Raw genomic sequence first — 14,915 nt, 5'->3', positions numbered from 1 at the left:
ATTAACTTTGGTCCATGAGACAATATACCCTAACCGCATCCCTAATTATATTGACCATAGCCTTGGTATCCTGGGGCCAGAAAGGTCATAAAGCCATTGCCACTATTGCAGAAAAACACTTAGCTACAAACACAAAAACCATCGTAAACACCTATCTGAAAGGTGAAACCATGAGCGAGGCAAGTATTTGGGCTGATGAGATTAGTGATGATCCTCAGTATAATAAGACTGCATCCTGGCATTACATCAACCTGCCCCTTGGATTAACCAAAGAACAATTTACAGATTATGTTATTAAACAAGATAAAGACAATGTTTACACTGCTATTCTAAAAGCAGAAGCAAACCTCAAAGACAAAACGCTTAGTCTGGCACAGAAAAATCAGGCATTAAAATTCCTTATCCACTTGGTTGGTGATGCCCACCAACCCATGCATGTTAGCCGCGCCGAGGATAAAGGTGGTAACGATGTGCAGGTAAGATTTAATGGAAATGGAACCAATTTGCATGCCTTATGGGATGGAAAACTTATAGACCATGAAGGATTCAATTACGCTGAAATGGCAAAAAAATACGATTGGGCAAGCCCGGAACAAGTAAAGAAATGGCAGGCCGATAGCCCTATGCAATGGCTATGGGAAAGTTACCAGGTAAGCACCCAGATCTACGACGATACTCAGCCTGGTGGTAACATTGATGAAGCTAGCTACAAAAGATCAATCGCAATTGTCCACCTGCGCATTGCTCAGGCTGGTATACGATTGGCTGGAGAATTAAACAAACTATTTAGCGACCAACAACAACAGGCACGTCCTATGGAAAAACCTATAGTACCTATCGCTGTAGTTCCATCCAAGCCTTTGGCTAAGGCAATCACGGTAAAATTGACTGACCTAAAAAGCTCTGTTGGCAAGAATGTAATAGTAACAGGCAAAGTATTTAGCCTGAAAGACATTAAAACCATGGTATTGGTTAATGTTGGAGCAGCGCACCCCAATCAACTCCTTACCCTAGCGCTAAAAGGAAAAGCGAAAGTACTGGCAGATAAGATTAACGGAAAGACCATCACTATTCAAGGCACAGTGAGCCTATTTAAAAATAAACCAGAGATGGTAGTGACTGACCCGAGCCTGATCAAGTTTTAAGCACCAAATCAAGAGAATAACTACAACTAGAAACGCTGTAGTTATTCTCTTGATTTGAAATTATAGATCTCACTGCCTTTCCATATAATAAACCCAAGTTTGGCACATTGCCTGGCAACTTCAGATTCGACGGCGGAAGGAACATCGTTTACAATCTTCCACCGAACGGCATACTTGCTATTATAGCTGATGTAAATAACCAAATCTTCGCAGTTCCGGTTTTCGATAAGTTCTTTTGTTAATGAATCCTGCAACTCAGTAGCAAAGCGAGAGAGTCTTTCATTCATCACCTTTGACAATGGAGGTGCGGGTTTAAGGTCTGGTTCAATTATAGCAAGTACTGTAACGGTAGTCATAGGTAATCCTCAAGTGCCGCTAATATTACCAAAAAGATGCAGAGCCACAAATTATGCAATCGAATTTAACATTATCTAAAGCTTAACACCTGATTAACAATAGAAAAAAATTCTCAGTCCGTATTTAAACAGTTTTTAAAAGAACGTCTATCAACCTATAAACAATTTCTTGTTTTAAGACCCTCTAACACCTCAACAACAACAAGACAWCAAWGRRMKWSTSTCKSKAAAACAAAACCCACCTTAAGGCATTAAAACGCCTTATTCGAACACAAAAAACATCTCACCATGCCCTTGATTAAGGGCGTTAATTTGCCTATTTTTGCATAGTTCCTGATTTTCCTTTTACCATTATAGAAACCTAAATGACTACGTTGAAAAATAGAGATAGAAATGTTATGCCCCAAGGTAAGCCTTCATTTAAAGAAGCTTTAAAGTTTTGGTTTAAACTGGGCTGGATAAGTTTTGGGGGCACGGCAGGCCATATCAATATTATGCATGAAGAATTAGTCGGTCAAAAAAAATGGATTAGTAATAGCAGATTTTTCCATGCATTAAATCTTTGCATGCTTTTGCCTGGTCCAGAAGCCCAGCAATTAGCCATTTATATTGGCTGGCAGCTACATGGTAAAAAAGGAGGATTAATAGCGGGTATTTTATTTGTACTTCCCTCCATGTTTATTTTATTATTGCTAAGCGTACTGTACGTTGCTTTTGGAAATCAGCCATGGATGTTCGCCATGTTCAATGGATTTAAGCCTGCGGTTATCTCCATCATAATCGTAGCGCTGTTAGGTATAGGCAAAAAAGCACTCCATACCAGACTTCATATTTTAATGTGCGCTTTAGCCTTTATCTGTATTTTCTTCTTTAACATCTCGATGTTCCTGATCATAATAGGAACGATTTTACTCGCTGTGCTGATTCAACGATTATGGCCTGCGTTATCTGCTAATAGAATTTCAGAGAATGACCAAACCTCTTCTAATGAAGAAACTTTCTATTTTAATAAAAACTCTGTGGCACGTGGCACAAACACGCCCAATAGCAAATCTTTAAAGCAAACGGCTATTTTTGCGCTGATCTGGCTAACTCCTTTGCTTTTATTATACTTTCTTTCGATTGATTTTCCATTCTGGAAAGACCTAAGCCTCTTCTTTACCCAAACTGCATTGTTTACAATAGGAGGATCTTATACTGTTTTACCATATGTCGCACAGTTTAGTGTTTCGAAGTTGAACTGGCTAAGTAAGATGCAAATGATTGATGGTTTTGCCTTGGCTGAAACAACTCCCGGCCCATTAATTATTGTGGTGTGTTATGTAGGGTTTATGGCAGCCTTTAATCATTTTTCAGGTTCCATCCTTATGGGCACAATTGGGCTTTTAATTACAACCTTCAACACCTTTCTCCCTTCATTCTTATTCATATTTGTTGGCGGACCGATTATTGAAAAAACACATGGAAATAAAACAATTGGCAACGTTCTGGGATTTGTAACAGCCGCAGTTGTGGGGGTGATTTTAAACCTCACTTTATTTCTGGGGAAAGACATTATCTTTCCCGGAGGTGTAGCTTTAAAACGTATTGATTTATACTCATTAGCCTGGATTATGATTACCCTGGTATTAATGAAAAAGTTTAAGGTTAATGTCCTCTACATTATTGGGCTAAGCTTATTTTTTGGTCTCGCCCATTATTATATCTTCCTATAAACATGTAATATTATAATTTAACTGCTTAAATATTAAACAACATGAATTTACCAGCGCAATTAGCAAAGCACTTAAAAGATGTCCATTTTGGTGGAAACTGGACATCTTCAAACCTTAAAGATAATTTGACAGATGTATACTGGCACCAAGCTACAACACAACTTCATTCTTTTAATACCATCGCTACCTTAGTTTATCACGTGAACTACTACATAAGTGCAGTATTAAAGGTACTACAAGGAGAACCACTTGTGGCTAGCGACAAATATAGTTTTGACCTTCCTCCAATCGAGTCACAAAGAGACTGGGACAACCTGTTGGATAAAACCTTTGCAGATGCCGAAACCTTTACTATACTTATTGAGCAGTTACCAGAGCATAAGCTTTGGGAAAACTTTACTGATGAGAAATACGGAACCTATTACAGAAATATCCAGGGAATTATTGAGCATACCCATTACCATTTAGGACAGATTGCGCTGATAAAAAAAATACTGTTGCAAGCAGGTGAAAACCAAAGCAAAGGCTAGTTTTCTGTGATTTTCAAGTTTCTGAAATCTCCTGCAGATTCGCTGCCGGTCCAGAAAGCTATCTTCCCGGAATTTAGATTGCTTAACGGAACTACTTCCAAGCATGGTTTAGGGTTTTCATTTACATAGACACTGATTATTTTTGCTTCCACTTTAATCCGAACCTTAAACCAATCTGCCGGATTAACATCCTCTCCGATCGGTTGCTCATACTTTAATGGAGAAGCTTCTCTAAGCTTTGGCCAGTCATTACCGGGAAGAGAAATATATTGGACAGCATGTTTTTTACGCAACTCGTTATCAGATCTAAAATTAAATGGCCTAAAATAGATTGCCTCATAAGTAGAATCGTTTTGTATATGAAAAGCAAATCCAACAAAGCTTTTCTGGAAAATATCTTCACCTTTCACCTCAAACGTTATCTCACCGTTTTTAAAGTTGCGGTGTTTTATTACAGCAAAGCCTGCATCATACTTTGAATTTATATGTAAAATGGGCTTTTGAGGTGAACTACTCATATTTATGGTTCGATTTACGGTATGTGTAACCTTTGTAATGTCTACCGTTACTATTTTCTGAGCGAGTACTTTTACACTAACTGTGAAAATGAGTATCAAAAGTATAAGTAAGGATTTTGGGCTTTTCATATTGTTTGATTTTCCCGTACAGTTCAAGAGCTATGCCAATGAATTTACCCACCTTAGTAAGGCTTTGGACTATCCGTGCTGTTCAAAACTGAACATCTACTGTTCGAATAAGAACATTATCCATCCTTGAAATGATTAGCAAAAAGAAATAAAACCTTATTTTTACTTTTAGAATCATCTATATCCTATAATTCATTCCTTATGATCAGTTCCAACATTTCAAATGAAGCTTTAGATATATTCCGAAAAGGATTGGCGCATTTCATTACGTTTAATGAAGCTGAATGGACTGAATTCATACCGCACCTTAACTATAAAGTCATCAAAAAAAGAGACCATTTTTCAATTAAGGATAAAGTTTGTAATGATATTGGTTTTATTGTAAATGGTTCAGTTCGTTATTACCATGTTAAGGATGGTACTGAAATAACTGGATATTTCAGCTTTGAAAATGAATTTGTAAGCTCTTACAAAAGCTTTCTTACTCAGCAACCCGGCACTGGATACATACAAGCGCTTGAACAAACGGGGCTGATACTTATTTCCCGTAAAAACATGGACATGATGCTAAGTCACCCATTATTCGGCTACAAGATGGAACGTTTCGGCCGATTGGTTGCAGAACATTACATCTGCTGTTACGAAGACAGGATCACATCTTTTATTACTGAAACTCCTGAAGAACGTTATCTTAAAATGCTCGAAACAACACCTGAAATTATGCAACGTGTGCCACAACACTATGTTGCCAATTTTTTGGGTATTACACCTGTGTCGCTTTCGCGGATAAGAAAAAGGACTTTAATATACGCCTAACTCCAGGCATGCATAATTAATTTCTTATCTTTTGTTAACGTTTTGGTTTACAAGCCCCAGCTACATTTGTATGATACAAATCGAAAAGACATGCATACTATATTAGGTGCCGGCGGGCCAACAGCAAACGCGCTTACAAAAGAATTATTAAACCATGATCCTAACGAAACTATTCGCCTGGTAAGTCGCAGGCCACTTAAACTTACAGTTACCAACGTTACCTGGCAAAAAGCTGATCTGTTAAACTATGCAGAGGTATTGGCTGCTGTAAAAGGTTCTGCTGTAGTTTACATGTGCGCAGGCCTGATTTATGATAAAACCATATGGCAGCAACAATGGCCAGTAATTATGCGGAACCTGATTAACGCATCAAAAGAAACGCAGGCGAGGTTAATATTTTTCGACAATGTGTATATGTACGGGCTGGTTAAAGGCCCCATGCTTGAGACAACACCATACAACCCAACTAGTGTGAAAGGTGAAGTTAGGGCACGCATAGCTTCACAACTGATGGACGAGGTTAAAGCAGGAAACATGCAAGCCACAATTGCCCGGGCTGCAGATTTTTATGGTACAGATTCTATGAATAGTTTTCTGGATATGATGGTATTAGATAAGTATGCAAAAAAAACATCTGCACAATGGATAGGCGACCCAAAAGTGTTACACAATTTTACTTACATACCTGATACTGGCAAGGCAATGTATCTTTTAGGGCAAACACCAGATTCTGATAATCAAATATGGCATTTGCCTACTGCCGCACCAATAACAGGAAAAGAATTTATAAGATTGGCTGCAGAAATTTATGGGGTAAAGCCTGCTCACACCACTATTAATAAATTTATGCTTCAGTTGGTGGGTTTATTTAAGAAAGTTGTAGCCGGAACTGTAGAGATGTATTATCAATATGACCATGACTACAATTTCAATTCTTCAAAATTTGAAAATACATTTAATATAAAACCCACCAGTTATAAAGAAGGAATAAAGCACATGTCAGAGACTTTATACCGGACAAAATAAAAATCCACATTGTTAATATTCCCACAGAATGCAATAAGGAACGATAGTTTAAGTCGATTAAATATTTTCATTATTAAGCTATTTTATTGAATAAATATATATTTTTACAGAAAAAAACGCATGCTCTCAAAATCTTATAAAATTATTGCCTTATTATTTCTTGCAACAAGCCTATCGCTATTAATTTCATGCAAAAAAAATGATGAAGATCTTAAAAGGCAGATCGCTGAATTAGAGTCTAGAGTTTCAGGTATCGAAAATCAAATTAGCAATATCAATTCTAATCTTACCATTTTGCAACAACAAGGTAAACTCAACTCCAATGAGATTAATTCCTTAAAAGCTCTAACATCTGACCTATCGACCCTTGCTAATGAAATAAAAAATGGCGGAGTTACCAATTCTGTTGACATAGCTAACTTAAAAATATCGCTTCAACAAGCAGCTACTATTATACAACTAGAGTCTTTAAAAACTACAATTACTCAATTAGGTGAAACGATAACTAAAATTGATACTGAACAAAAAGCCACTGCGACGGCTACAAGTGAATTACAATCCGCAATAACAAAAATGGCCGCCGATTTGGAAGAATTGAAAAATGGAGAGAGCACACAAGAAATAAATGGAAAAATTGAAAAGGGCGGATTCTTAAAAGGTTCAATATTATATCTATTCGAGATGGACTCAACATTGACTCAAACAGGCAGAAGTTTTAATAGTACAATTACCGATAATTATGGATCATTTAGTCTGAGGGTTAAAAATCTTAAGGGCAAAAATGTTAGAGTTGTTTCTTCTGGCTTCTATTTCAACGAAGTATCAGGTAAGAACTCTTCTTCTCAAATATCATTATCCGGTCTTGTAAAGATCAATACGTCGGAAGCAGTCAATGTCAACATTCTTACTGCTCTGGAAGAACCAAGGGTAAAATATTTAATTGATCAAGGAAAGTCCTTTAATGATGCAAAAATTCAATCGGTAAATGAAGTTTTGAATGTTTTTGGTATTCAAAATCCTGGGATTAAAAGAGCAGAAAAGGTAAATCTAATTGGATCCTCAAGTAGAAGTAATATTTTGCTCTCGTTATCCACAATGCTAGTTGGGTTTAGATCAGACGGTGAGCTGACTGAAATTCTAAACGATATTGCAGAAGATTTAAAAACTGATGGTCTACTGAGCGATGTTTCTTTGGGTAATAGTATCATGACTCACCTATATTATTTAGATACTACCAAAGTAATCAATCAGGTAAAAGCTAAATACACTGCACTATATCCCGATTCTATACTTAATAAAATAAATCTTAGCTATTTAGATCAATTTAAAAAATCAACTTCTTACATCAAATCCTTTGATTTAATCGAATATCCAGCACTTAGTTCTACGATATACAAAGGTAAAAACATCCTAAATTCGACTACTACTACCCTTAACAGTAATTTATTTGAAATATCCGCTAATTTAGTTGAGAGCGCTCTAAAATTCAAAGTGGAAGTAACAGCTGATGCTGGTGAGTTATCAGAGTTATTAGGTACAAATAAAAACTGGACTATATCTTATCCAACAAAAAACAAGGCGATTTTAGAGACTTCAACAGTTGGATTAAATACAATTACATTTACTACAGGAACTCTTCCATCAAAGACTGCAACTTTAACTGTCAAATTTTATGAAAACGGTCTATTAATTCCTACTATAACTAAAACAATACCTGTAAACTTAAATTAATAAGTTGAACTGAATCGGCTAAAAAATTTTAATGTAAAAGAAAACCTCGGATTTTATACTTCATTTTAAAGTATAAAATCCGAGGTTTTCTTTTATGACTATTTATATTGCTATGCGCTTTCTAAATCTGCAATTATCAGTTTTTTCATTTTCATTAATGCCCCCATTACCCTCTGGCCACGAACAGGATCGCTAACCAATTTACCTAATGCTTTAGGTATAATTTGCCAACTTATCCCAAACGGGTCAGTTAACCAGCCGCAGGCCACTTCTTTACCTCCATTGGCCGTTAACTGACCCCAATATTTATCAATTTCTTCCTGATTTTCACATTCAACAACCAACGATATTGCATCAGTWAMWYCAWSACCWWRKYYSKCYGAGCTATCCATAGCCATAGCTACAAAATCTTTGATCTTAAATTGGGCATGCTTTACAAATTCTTCATTATCATCATCCTCTTTACTATATTTTAGTACGCCCTGGATATTAGACTGAGGAAACAGGTCCGTGTAAAAATGAACTGCTTTTTCTGCTTTACCAGCCTTATCACCTGTAAACATTAATGTAGGACAAAACTTTTGAGGAGTCTGACTTTTATCTCCGGTGTACACCTGCCACGATACACCATATTTATCTTGTACCCAGCCATATTTAGGGCTCCAATCGTAGCTATCAAGCTCCATTAAGGCACTGCCACTTTCCATCAATTTATTCCAATATGTTTCTGTTTCTTCTTCGCTTTCGCAAATGACCATGAATGAAATGGAGGGATTAGGTGATGAAGTTGGCCCATCATTAAGCAACATAAACTTTTGTCCGCTTAATTCAATTTGTATCACGAATGGTGAGGTTTGACTGATTTTTCCTTCGCCAAAAGTCTGAATATAAAAATCTGATGCTTCTGCAATCTTACCTCTGATGGTTAAACAAGGATAAATTAAATTTTTCATAGTCTTAAGGTTTAAATATTTACTTGTACTAAGGTACTATACTTAAACAGATTCTATGATGGGCATAACCGACAATAAAAGGGGTAAATTATGACAACCATTCTTCCAGTCTACGAATGGTATCCTCATAAAAGATCTTATAAGTATCCTTTGTTACATAGCCAATATGAGGTGTAGCCAACACATTATCTAGCCTACGAAAAGGATGCTCGGCTGGCAATGGTTCAGTATCGTAAACATCTAAAGCCGCTCCTGCAATTTTATTGTTTACCAATACATTAATCAAGTCGACCTCATTTACAAGGGGGCCTCTTGAGGTATTGATAAGATAAGCCGTTGGTTTCATTAAATTAAGTTCAGATGAAGTTACAATGTTTCTAGAACGTGAGCTTAATACCAAATGCAGGGTTACAAAGTCGGCCGTTTTAAATAATTCTTCTTTACTAACCAGTCTTACACTATGTTCATTTGCTTTCTCTAAAGTAAGGTTTTCACTCCAGGCAATCACCTCCATCTCAAAAGCTTTTGCATAACGTGCAATTGTACTCCCAATATTACCTAAACCAATAATCCCAATGGTTCTCCCTTTCAAATCCACTCCCACTTCTCTTTGCCAGTTACCCTTTCTTAAAGCTGTCGATTCTGCCACAACATTTCTGGCCACTGCCAGCAATAGTGCCCAGGTTATTTCCGGCGCGCCACTAGCATGATATCCGGTAATTGAAATGGCAATCCCCAATTCTTCTGCAGCTTTTGCATCTATGGAGGCATTACGCCGACCGGTAGAAACAATAAGCTTCAGATTAGGTAAACTAGATAAGATTTCTCTTGACAAAGGTGTCCTCTCACGCATTACACAGATGGCCTGAAATGGTTGCAAGGTCCGTATAACTTCTTCTTGCGAAGCCATATGGTGATTGAATACGGTAATGTCGGCCTTTTTATGAACGTTGGTCCAATCGCCAAACGAAAAAGCTACACTTTGATAATCATCCAATATGGCGATTTGGGGAAGTATTTTCATTGTTGTTATTTTTTATGAAGTATAAGTCTGTGATTAAAATTAGGAATAAATATTTCTACTGTCAGAGGGACATCACGAAGAAGTTACAAATGATTCAAATAAAACCGATAAGCAAGCAGATATGATCTTTTTAGATCAAAGAACTAATTAGAATTTCAATTCAGGCTGATGGTGTTAATAGTTATAACAGCTCAATTCTTGAATTTGTTAAGACATTGTTAAATTGTATAGCATAAAAAGTTATATTTAGTATTTGTTAGGTACTATATAATATCAGATGATCAGATTCGCAAAAAAGAGAACCAAGGTTACTCTTACAATTTTGGCGGGTGTGGTAATTGCGCTCTTTACCCTGCAATTCACACCAACGAGCACCACGCTACTCCAACTAAAAAAAGGGACGCACATTGTCCTTATAGGAAACAATTTGGGATCAAGAATGATGAACTATGGACATTTCGAAACAGAAATGCATTTGCGGTATCCAGAGCTAAACTTATATATACGAAACATGTGCGATGGCGGGAATACTCCTGGTTTCCGGCCACATGCCAGCAGATTGTCGCCATGGGCCTTTCCTGGGGCAGAAAAATTCCAAACAGAGCTTGCTACCAATTCAGATAGCGAGGGGCATTTTGAAACTGAAGATCAATGGCTTACCAGGCTAAAAGCCGATGTAGTTATTGCGTTCTTTGGATACAATGAATCTTTTGAAGGACCAAAGGGTCTTGAAAATTATAAGGCTGAACTTGATGCCTTTATTAAACATACTTTAAAACAACAGTACAACGGTATTTCTACTCCTCAGCTAGCCATTGTTTCACCAATTGCATTCGAAGACCTTTCCAAACAGTTTGATCTACCCAATGGAAAACAGGAAAACATCAATCTTTCCTTATATGCAGACGCTATGAAAGAGATAGCAGCGAACAATAATGTACGCTTTGTTGATGTTTATTCGCCTACAAAAAAATGGTTCGAAACTACAGAAAAGTACCTGACTATAGATGGATCACAACTTAGTGATACCGCGTATGCACGTTTCGCTCCTTTGTTAGCCAACCAGATTTTTGGTGAAGTTACAGCGAAAGCTGAAGAAAACAGGGCCCTTGTTCATTCAGCAGTACTAGAGAAAAACTGGACATGGCACAACGACTTTAAAATTCCAAATGGAGTACATGCGTATGGCCGCAGATATGATCCTTTTGGGCCAGATAATTATCCTGCAGAGATTAAAAGACTCCGGGAAATGACAGCAATAAGGGATACAGCAATTTGGAAAGCTGTAAAGGGTGAAAMRNTGSATMYGNGKTRYYRCKRAKWWGWNATMCAWCKMYMSYSMSNGTASTWWWMTMNARATKNATMAYGCTGATCGGAATGGAAGCTTGAAGTATTTATCTGGTGAGGAAGCGTTAGCAAAACTAAAAGTGGCTCCAGGTTTTAAAATAGAACTGTTTGCCTCAGAAAAAGAGTTTCCTGATTTGGCTAAGCCTTGTCAGATCACTTTCGATAACAGGGGCAGATTATGGGTAGCAACCATGCCTAGTTACCCGCATTATAAACCTGGAGATGCTAAGCCTAATGATAAGTTGATAATTCTAGAAGATACAAATAATGATGGAAAAGCCGATAAGCAGACCGTTTTTGCAGATGGATTACATCTTCCGTTAGGTTTTGAAATCACTGCCGAGGGGGTTTACCTTTCGCAAGGAACAAACTTTGTGCTTTTAAAGGATACTGATGGCGACGGCAAAGCAGACAAAAAAGAAATTCTGTTGAGCGGTTTCGATGATCATGATACACATCACAATATACACGCCTTTACTACTGATCCTTCAGGAGCTATATATATGGGAGAAGGTGTGTTTTTGCACACAAACGTAGAAACATCTTATGGGCCTGTTAGGGCTACCAATGGTGGTTTCTATCGCTACAGTCCACAATTACATAAGTTAGAACGCACTGCTCAACCATATGTCCCTAATCCYTSSGRTMTTRSCTTTGATAAATGGGGGCAGAATTTTTATGCAGAAACATCAAGCCCTGATGTATGCTGGATGTTGCCAGTTTCAGTAAAACCAAGATATGGCGTGTTTACTGAGAAATCCAGAGATTTATTACAACCTGAACATCGTGTTCGTCCTACCTCTGGTTTGGAGTTTGTTTCTAGTAGGCACTTCCCTGATGAACTGCAAGGTGATTTTTTAATAAATAATACGATCGGTTTCTTAGGTACTAAAGAACATACTCTTGTTGATGATGGAACGGGATATAAAAGTAGACACAGACAGGATTTGCTAATAGCAGAAGACAAAAATTTTAGGCCGGTAGATATGGAGTTTGCACCTGACGGTTCCTTATATGTTGCCGATTGGCACAACATCTTAATCGGACACATGCAGCACAATGCCCGAGATCCTTTAAGAGACCACGTACACGGACGTATTTACAGAATCACCTACCCTTCTCGTCCGTTAATAAAGCCAGTAAAAATTGCAGACGCAAGTATTCCGGAGCTTTTAGATAACCTAAAGTTACCGGAAGACAGAACTCGGTCCCGTACCAGATCTGAGCTGCGCGGACGTAGAGTTTCTGACGTGCTTAATGAGGTGAAAACATGGCTGGTCAAACTGGATAAAAATGATCCTAGATTTGAGCACAACCTTTTGGAAGCACTTTGGGTAACCTGGGGGTTAAATAAAGTAGACGATCAGTTACTTAGACAGTTGTTAAAAGCAAAGGATTTCCATGCAAGGGCAGCTGCGGTAAGAGTGTTAAGATACACAGGACATCAGATAGCTGATCAGCCGGAATTGTTAATGCAGTCTGCGGCCGATGAAAACGGCAGGGTTCGACTTGAAGTGATTGCTGCCGCATCTTGGTTACCTAAAGAGAAAGCATTACCGATAGAGCTGGAAGTTGGCAAAAAAAACCTTGATGATTGGATGAGAGCACCTTATGAAACTGCCATAGCTCACTTAAACGGAAGATCTGTAACAGAGAAAAAGGGAGAAAAGCTGACCACAGCTTTGAGTGGCGAAGAGCGCAAGCTCTTTGTAAAAGGACGAGCAATATTTGCTAAAGAAGGTTTTTGCATTACCTGCCATCAGGGAGATGGTAAAGGTTTGCCATCATCTGGATTTCCTCCAATTACAGGATCAAAATGGGTTACGGGAAGTCAGGACCGCTTAATTAAGCTGGTACTAAAAGGTTTACAAGGACCAGTTGAAATTAAAGGTAAAAAATATAGTGGACAAGTACCAATGACTCCTTTTGGAGGTATGCTAAAAGATGAAGAGGTAGCTGCGGTACTTACTTATGTGAGAAACTCATTTGGTAATCAGGCATCCGCCATTTCTCCAGCAAAAGTAAAGCAGGTACGTAATGCAACGAAAGCTAAAACAGGTTTTTATTCTCCAGCTGAGCTGTTAAAACAACATCCGCTGGAGAAGTAAGATGTTTAAAGCTTTCGTCATCTCGAGATGGGAGAGATTTCTCCTATTGTCGAGATGACGGTGTGTGCTACCTAGGTCTTTTTAAGCGCACTAAAATTGAATATGCTTTTGGTATCTGCTTTTTCGCCTGTGAGTACTGCTACTACATTTTTTACGGTAAGTACACACATTTGCCTGTATGTTGAAGCGGTAAGGCTTCCAGAATGTGGCGTAACAAGTGCACGGGAATGATGCAATATCGGGAAGCCAGAAACAGGAGGCTCTTCTGGCAACACATCAGCTGCGAACCCTGAAATTCTTTGCTCATTAAGTGCCTTTAAAAGAGCCTCATGATCAATTAATGCTCCCCTGGCAGTGTTAATCAATAAAGAATCAGGTTTCATTAAAGCCAATTGTTCCGCTCCTAATATAGTACCTGTTTCCTTAGTAAATGGTAAATGAAGACTAAGTACATCCGATTGCGCTATTACCTCATTCATTGACAAATAGGTATATGGGAGGTCCTGTTTCGATCTGCTCCAATACAAAACATTCATTCCAAAAGCCTCGCCAAGTTTGGCTACACGTTTGCCTATATTCCCCATTCCCAAAACACCAAGTGTTTTTCCATTTAACTCATCACCAGCGTATTGATTGCGCCAATTCCAGTTATCATTTTTAACCTCAGCAACAGATTCGTACATGTTGCGCATTAGCATCAACATTAACGATAAAGTATGCTCTGCAATAGTTGCAGCATTTGAACCAGGTGCATTTATCACCATGATATTTCTGGCAGTAGCCTCCTGTACATCAACATTATCCAAACCAACCCCACACCTTGCAGCAACCTGCAAGGCTGGAATGGCTTCCATTAGTGCTTTATTTATTTGACCCTTGCCACGGGTAATTACAGCATTGATCTCATGCACCCCTAAAACATTCCTTAAAGAAGCATCATCATATCCGGTAAATACGTTTACATGATCCTGAAGGATTTTCAATGCATCATCATCAATAGTTTCAAGCAATAAAACGCTCTTTTTCATTAGCTATTTATGATATAAGGTGGCGTCATCAGATCTGAATCCTCTAAAATCATTTCTGTTTGAAACATACAAACCCTCTTCATAAAACTCATCCTTAAATATCAATGGATCTACCTCACCTCCTGGTGTCGAGGAAATTTCTACCAGGTTACCTGCAGGGTCGCGTACAAACATTTGCATGGCGCCATCAGGCAGTTGCCGAACCTTTCCCCAAGGTTTTACATCAATAACATTAAGTTCTTTCATGCGGAAGAAAATGCTGTTAAAGTCATCAACCTGTACACAGATATGTCCACGGAAGGAAGTGGTATCTTCCCACTCAGAAAGATGTAATTGTTGTTCATCATTAAATTTAAAAAACATTACAGGGTAGTCGAACCTAAATGCTGCAAGTGGTTCTAAACCTAATTCATTTTGATAGAATTCTCCTGCTTTCTCCAGGTTGTCTACAATTAGTGTAACGTGATTAATTTTTAGTGCACGTGCCAT

Annotated in this window: 13 protein-coding genes and 1 pseudogene; 8 read left to right on the top strand and 6 right to left on the bottom strand. The window is 38.0% G+C overall.

The window, feature by feature from the left end:
- Window positions 1–14 precede the first annotated feature (14 nt).
- The gene (locus N824_RS10870) at window positions 15–1,145 is read left to right on the top strand and encodes a S1/P1 nuclease (protein ID WP_048905177.1); all 1,131 of its coding nucleotides are present in this window, start codon (window positions 15–17) and stop codon (window positions 1,143–1,145) included.
- A 41-nt stretch (window positions 1,146–1,186) separates the two neighbouring features.
- Here N824_RS10870 and N824_RS10865 read toward each other — a convergent pair whose 3' ends face one another.
- Window positions 1,187–1,501: a hypothetical protein gene (locus N824_RS10865; protein WP_048905176.1), complete on the bottom strand. Its 315-nt coding sequence runs from the start codon at window positions 1,499–1,501 to the stop codon at window positions 1,187–1,189.
- 374 nt (window positions 1,502–1,875) lie between these two features.
- Between N824_RS10865 and chrA the strand changes: the two genes are divergently transcribed.
- Together chrA and N824_RS10855 are read left to right on the top strand one after the other, a co-directional pair.
- The gene (gene chrA / locus N824_RS10860) at window positions 1,876–3,216 is read left to right on the top strand and encodes a chromate efflux transporter (RefSeq protein WP_235207075.1); all 1,341 of its coding nucleotides are present in this window, start codon (window positions 1,876–1,878) and stop codon (window positions 3,214–3,216) included.
- Window positions 3,217–3,257: 41 nt separating this feature from the next.
- Entirely contained in the window at window positions 3,258–3,746 is a 489-nt protein-coding gene (locus N824_RS10855) for a DinB family protein (RefSeq protein ID WP_048905174.1), read from the top strand.
- On the opposite strand, the gene N824_RS10850 is transcribed toward N824_RS10855, so the two are convergent.
- Window positions 3,743–4,393: a hypothetical protein gene (locus N824_RS10850; protein WP_048905173.1), complete on the bottom strand. Its 651-nt coding sequence runs from the start codon at window positions 4,391–4,393 to the stop codon at window positions 3,743–3,745. The two genes, N824_RS10855 and N824_RS10850, sit on opposite strands and share 4 nt — an antisense overlap.
- Window positions 4,394–4,594: 201 nt before the next feature.
- Between N824_RS10850 and N824_RS10845 the strand changes: the two genes are divergently transcribed.
- From N824_RS10845 to N824_RS10835, 3 genes are all read left to right on the top strand, one after another.
- Window positions 4,595–5,209 carry a Crp/Fnr family transcriptional regulator gene (locus tag N824_RS10845; protein ID WP_048905172.1) on the top strand — a complete coding sequence of 205 codons (615 nt, stop codon included), beginning with the start codon at window positions 4,595–4,597 and terminating at the stop codon, window positions 5,207–5,209.
- A 90-nt stretch (window positions 5,210–5,299) separates the two neighbouring features.
- Window positions 5,300–6,235: an NAD-dependent epimerase/dehydratase family protein gene (locus N824_RS10840; protein WP_048905171.1), complete on the top strand. Its 936-nt coding sequence runs from the start codon at window positions 5,300–5,302 to the stop codon at window positions 6,233–6,235.
- Window positions 6,236–6,355: 120 nt separating this feature from the next.
- Window positions 6,356–7,966 carry a hypothetical protein gene (locus N824_RS10835; protein ID WP_048905170.1) on the top strand — a complete coding sequence of 537 codons (1,611 nt, stop codon included), beginning with the start codon at window positions 6,356–6,358 and terminating at the stop codon, window positions 7,964–7,966.
- 110 nt (window positions 7,967–8,076) lie between these two features.
- On the opposite strand, the gene N824_RS10830 is transcribed toward N824_RS10835, so the two are convergent.
- Both N824_RS10830 and N824_RS10825 read right to left on the bottom strand, forming a co-directional pair.
- Window positions 8,077–8,919, bottom strand: a complete 843-nt coding sequence (locus N824_RS10830; protein WP_048905169.1) for a VOC family protein — start codon at window positions 8,917–8,919, stop codon at window positions 8,077–8,079.
- Window positions 8,920–9,007: 88 nt separating this feature from the next.
- On the bottom strand, window positions 9,008–9,943 hold the full coding sequence (locus N824_RS10825; RefSeq protein ID WP_048905168.1) for a D-2-hydroxyacid dehydrogenase family protein: 936 nt from the start codon (window positions 9,941–9,943) through the stop codon (window positions 9,008–9,010).
- Between the two features lie 277 nt (window positions 9,944–10,220).
- On the opposite strand from N824_RS10825, the pseudogene N824_RS33035 reads away from it, so the two are divergent.
- Both N824_RS33035 and N824_RS10820 read left to right on the top strand, forming a co-directional pair.
- A pseudogene (locus tag N824_RS33035) lies at window positions 10,221–11,315 on the top strand (SGNH/GDSL hydrolase family protein).
- Between the two features lie 13 nt (window positions 11,316–11,328).
- Window positions 11,329–13,398 carry a PVC-type heme-binding CxxCH protein gene (locus N824_RS10820; RefSeq protein WP_200869864.1) on the top strand — a complete coding sequence of 690 codons (2,070 nt, stop codon included), beginning with the start codon at window positions 11,329–11,331 and terminating at the stop codon, window positions 13,396–13,398.
- 71 nt (window positions 13,399–13,469) lie between these two features.
- Here the strand turns inward: N824_RS10820 and N824_RS10815 are convergent, their stop codons facing one another.
- Together N824_RS10815 and N824_RS10810 are read right to left on the bottom strand one after the other, a co-directional pair.
- A complete protein-coding gene (locus N824_RS10815) occupies window positions 13,470–14,426 on the bottom strand; it encodes a 2-hydroxyacid dehydrogenase (protein ID WP_048905167.1) in 957 nt (318 codons plus the stop codon).
- A 3-nt stretch (window positions 14,427–14,429) separates the two neighbouring features.
- The gene (locus N824_RS10810; RefSeq protein WP_048905166.1) at window positions 14,430–14,915 is read right to left on the bottom strand and encodes a VOC family protein; all 486 of its coding nucleotides are present in this window, start codon (window positions 14,913–14,915) and stop codon (window positions 14,430–14,432) included.

The sequence above is a fragment of the Pedobacter sp. V48 genome, from assembly GCF_000523515.1.
In the GTDB taxonomy this organism is placed as follows: Bacteria; Bacteroidota; Bacteroidia; order Sphingobacteriales; family Sphingobacteriaceae; genus Pedobacter.
Note: the sequence above shows the minus strand (reverse complement) of the source record. Positions and strands in the feature narration are given on the sequence as shown.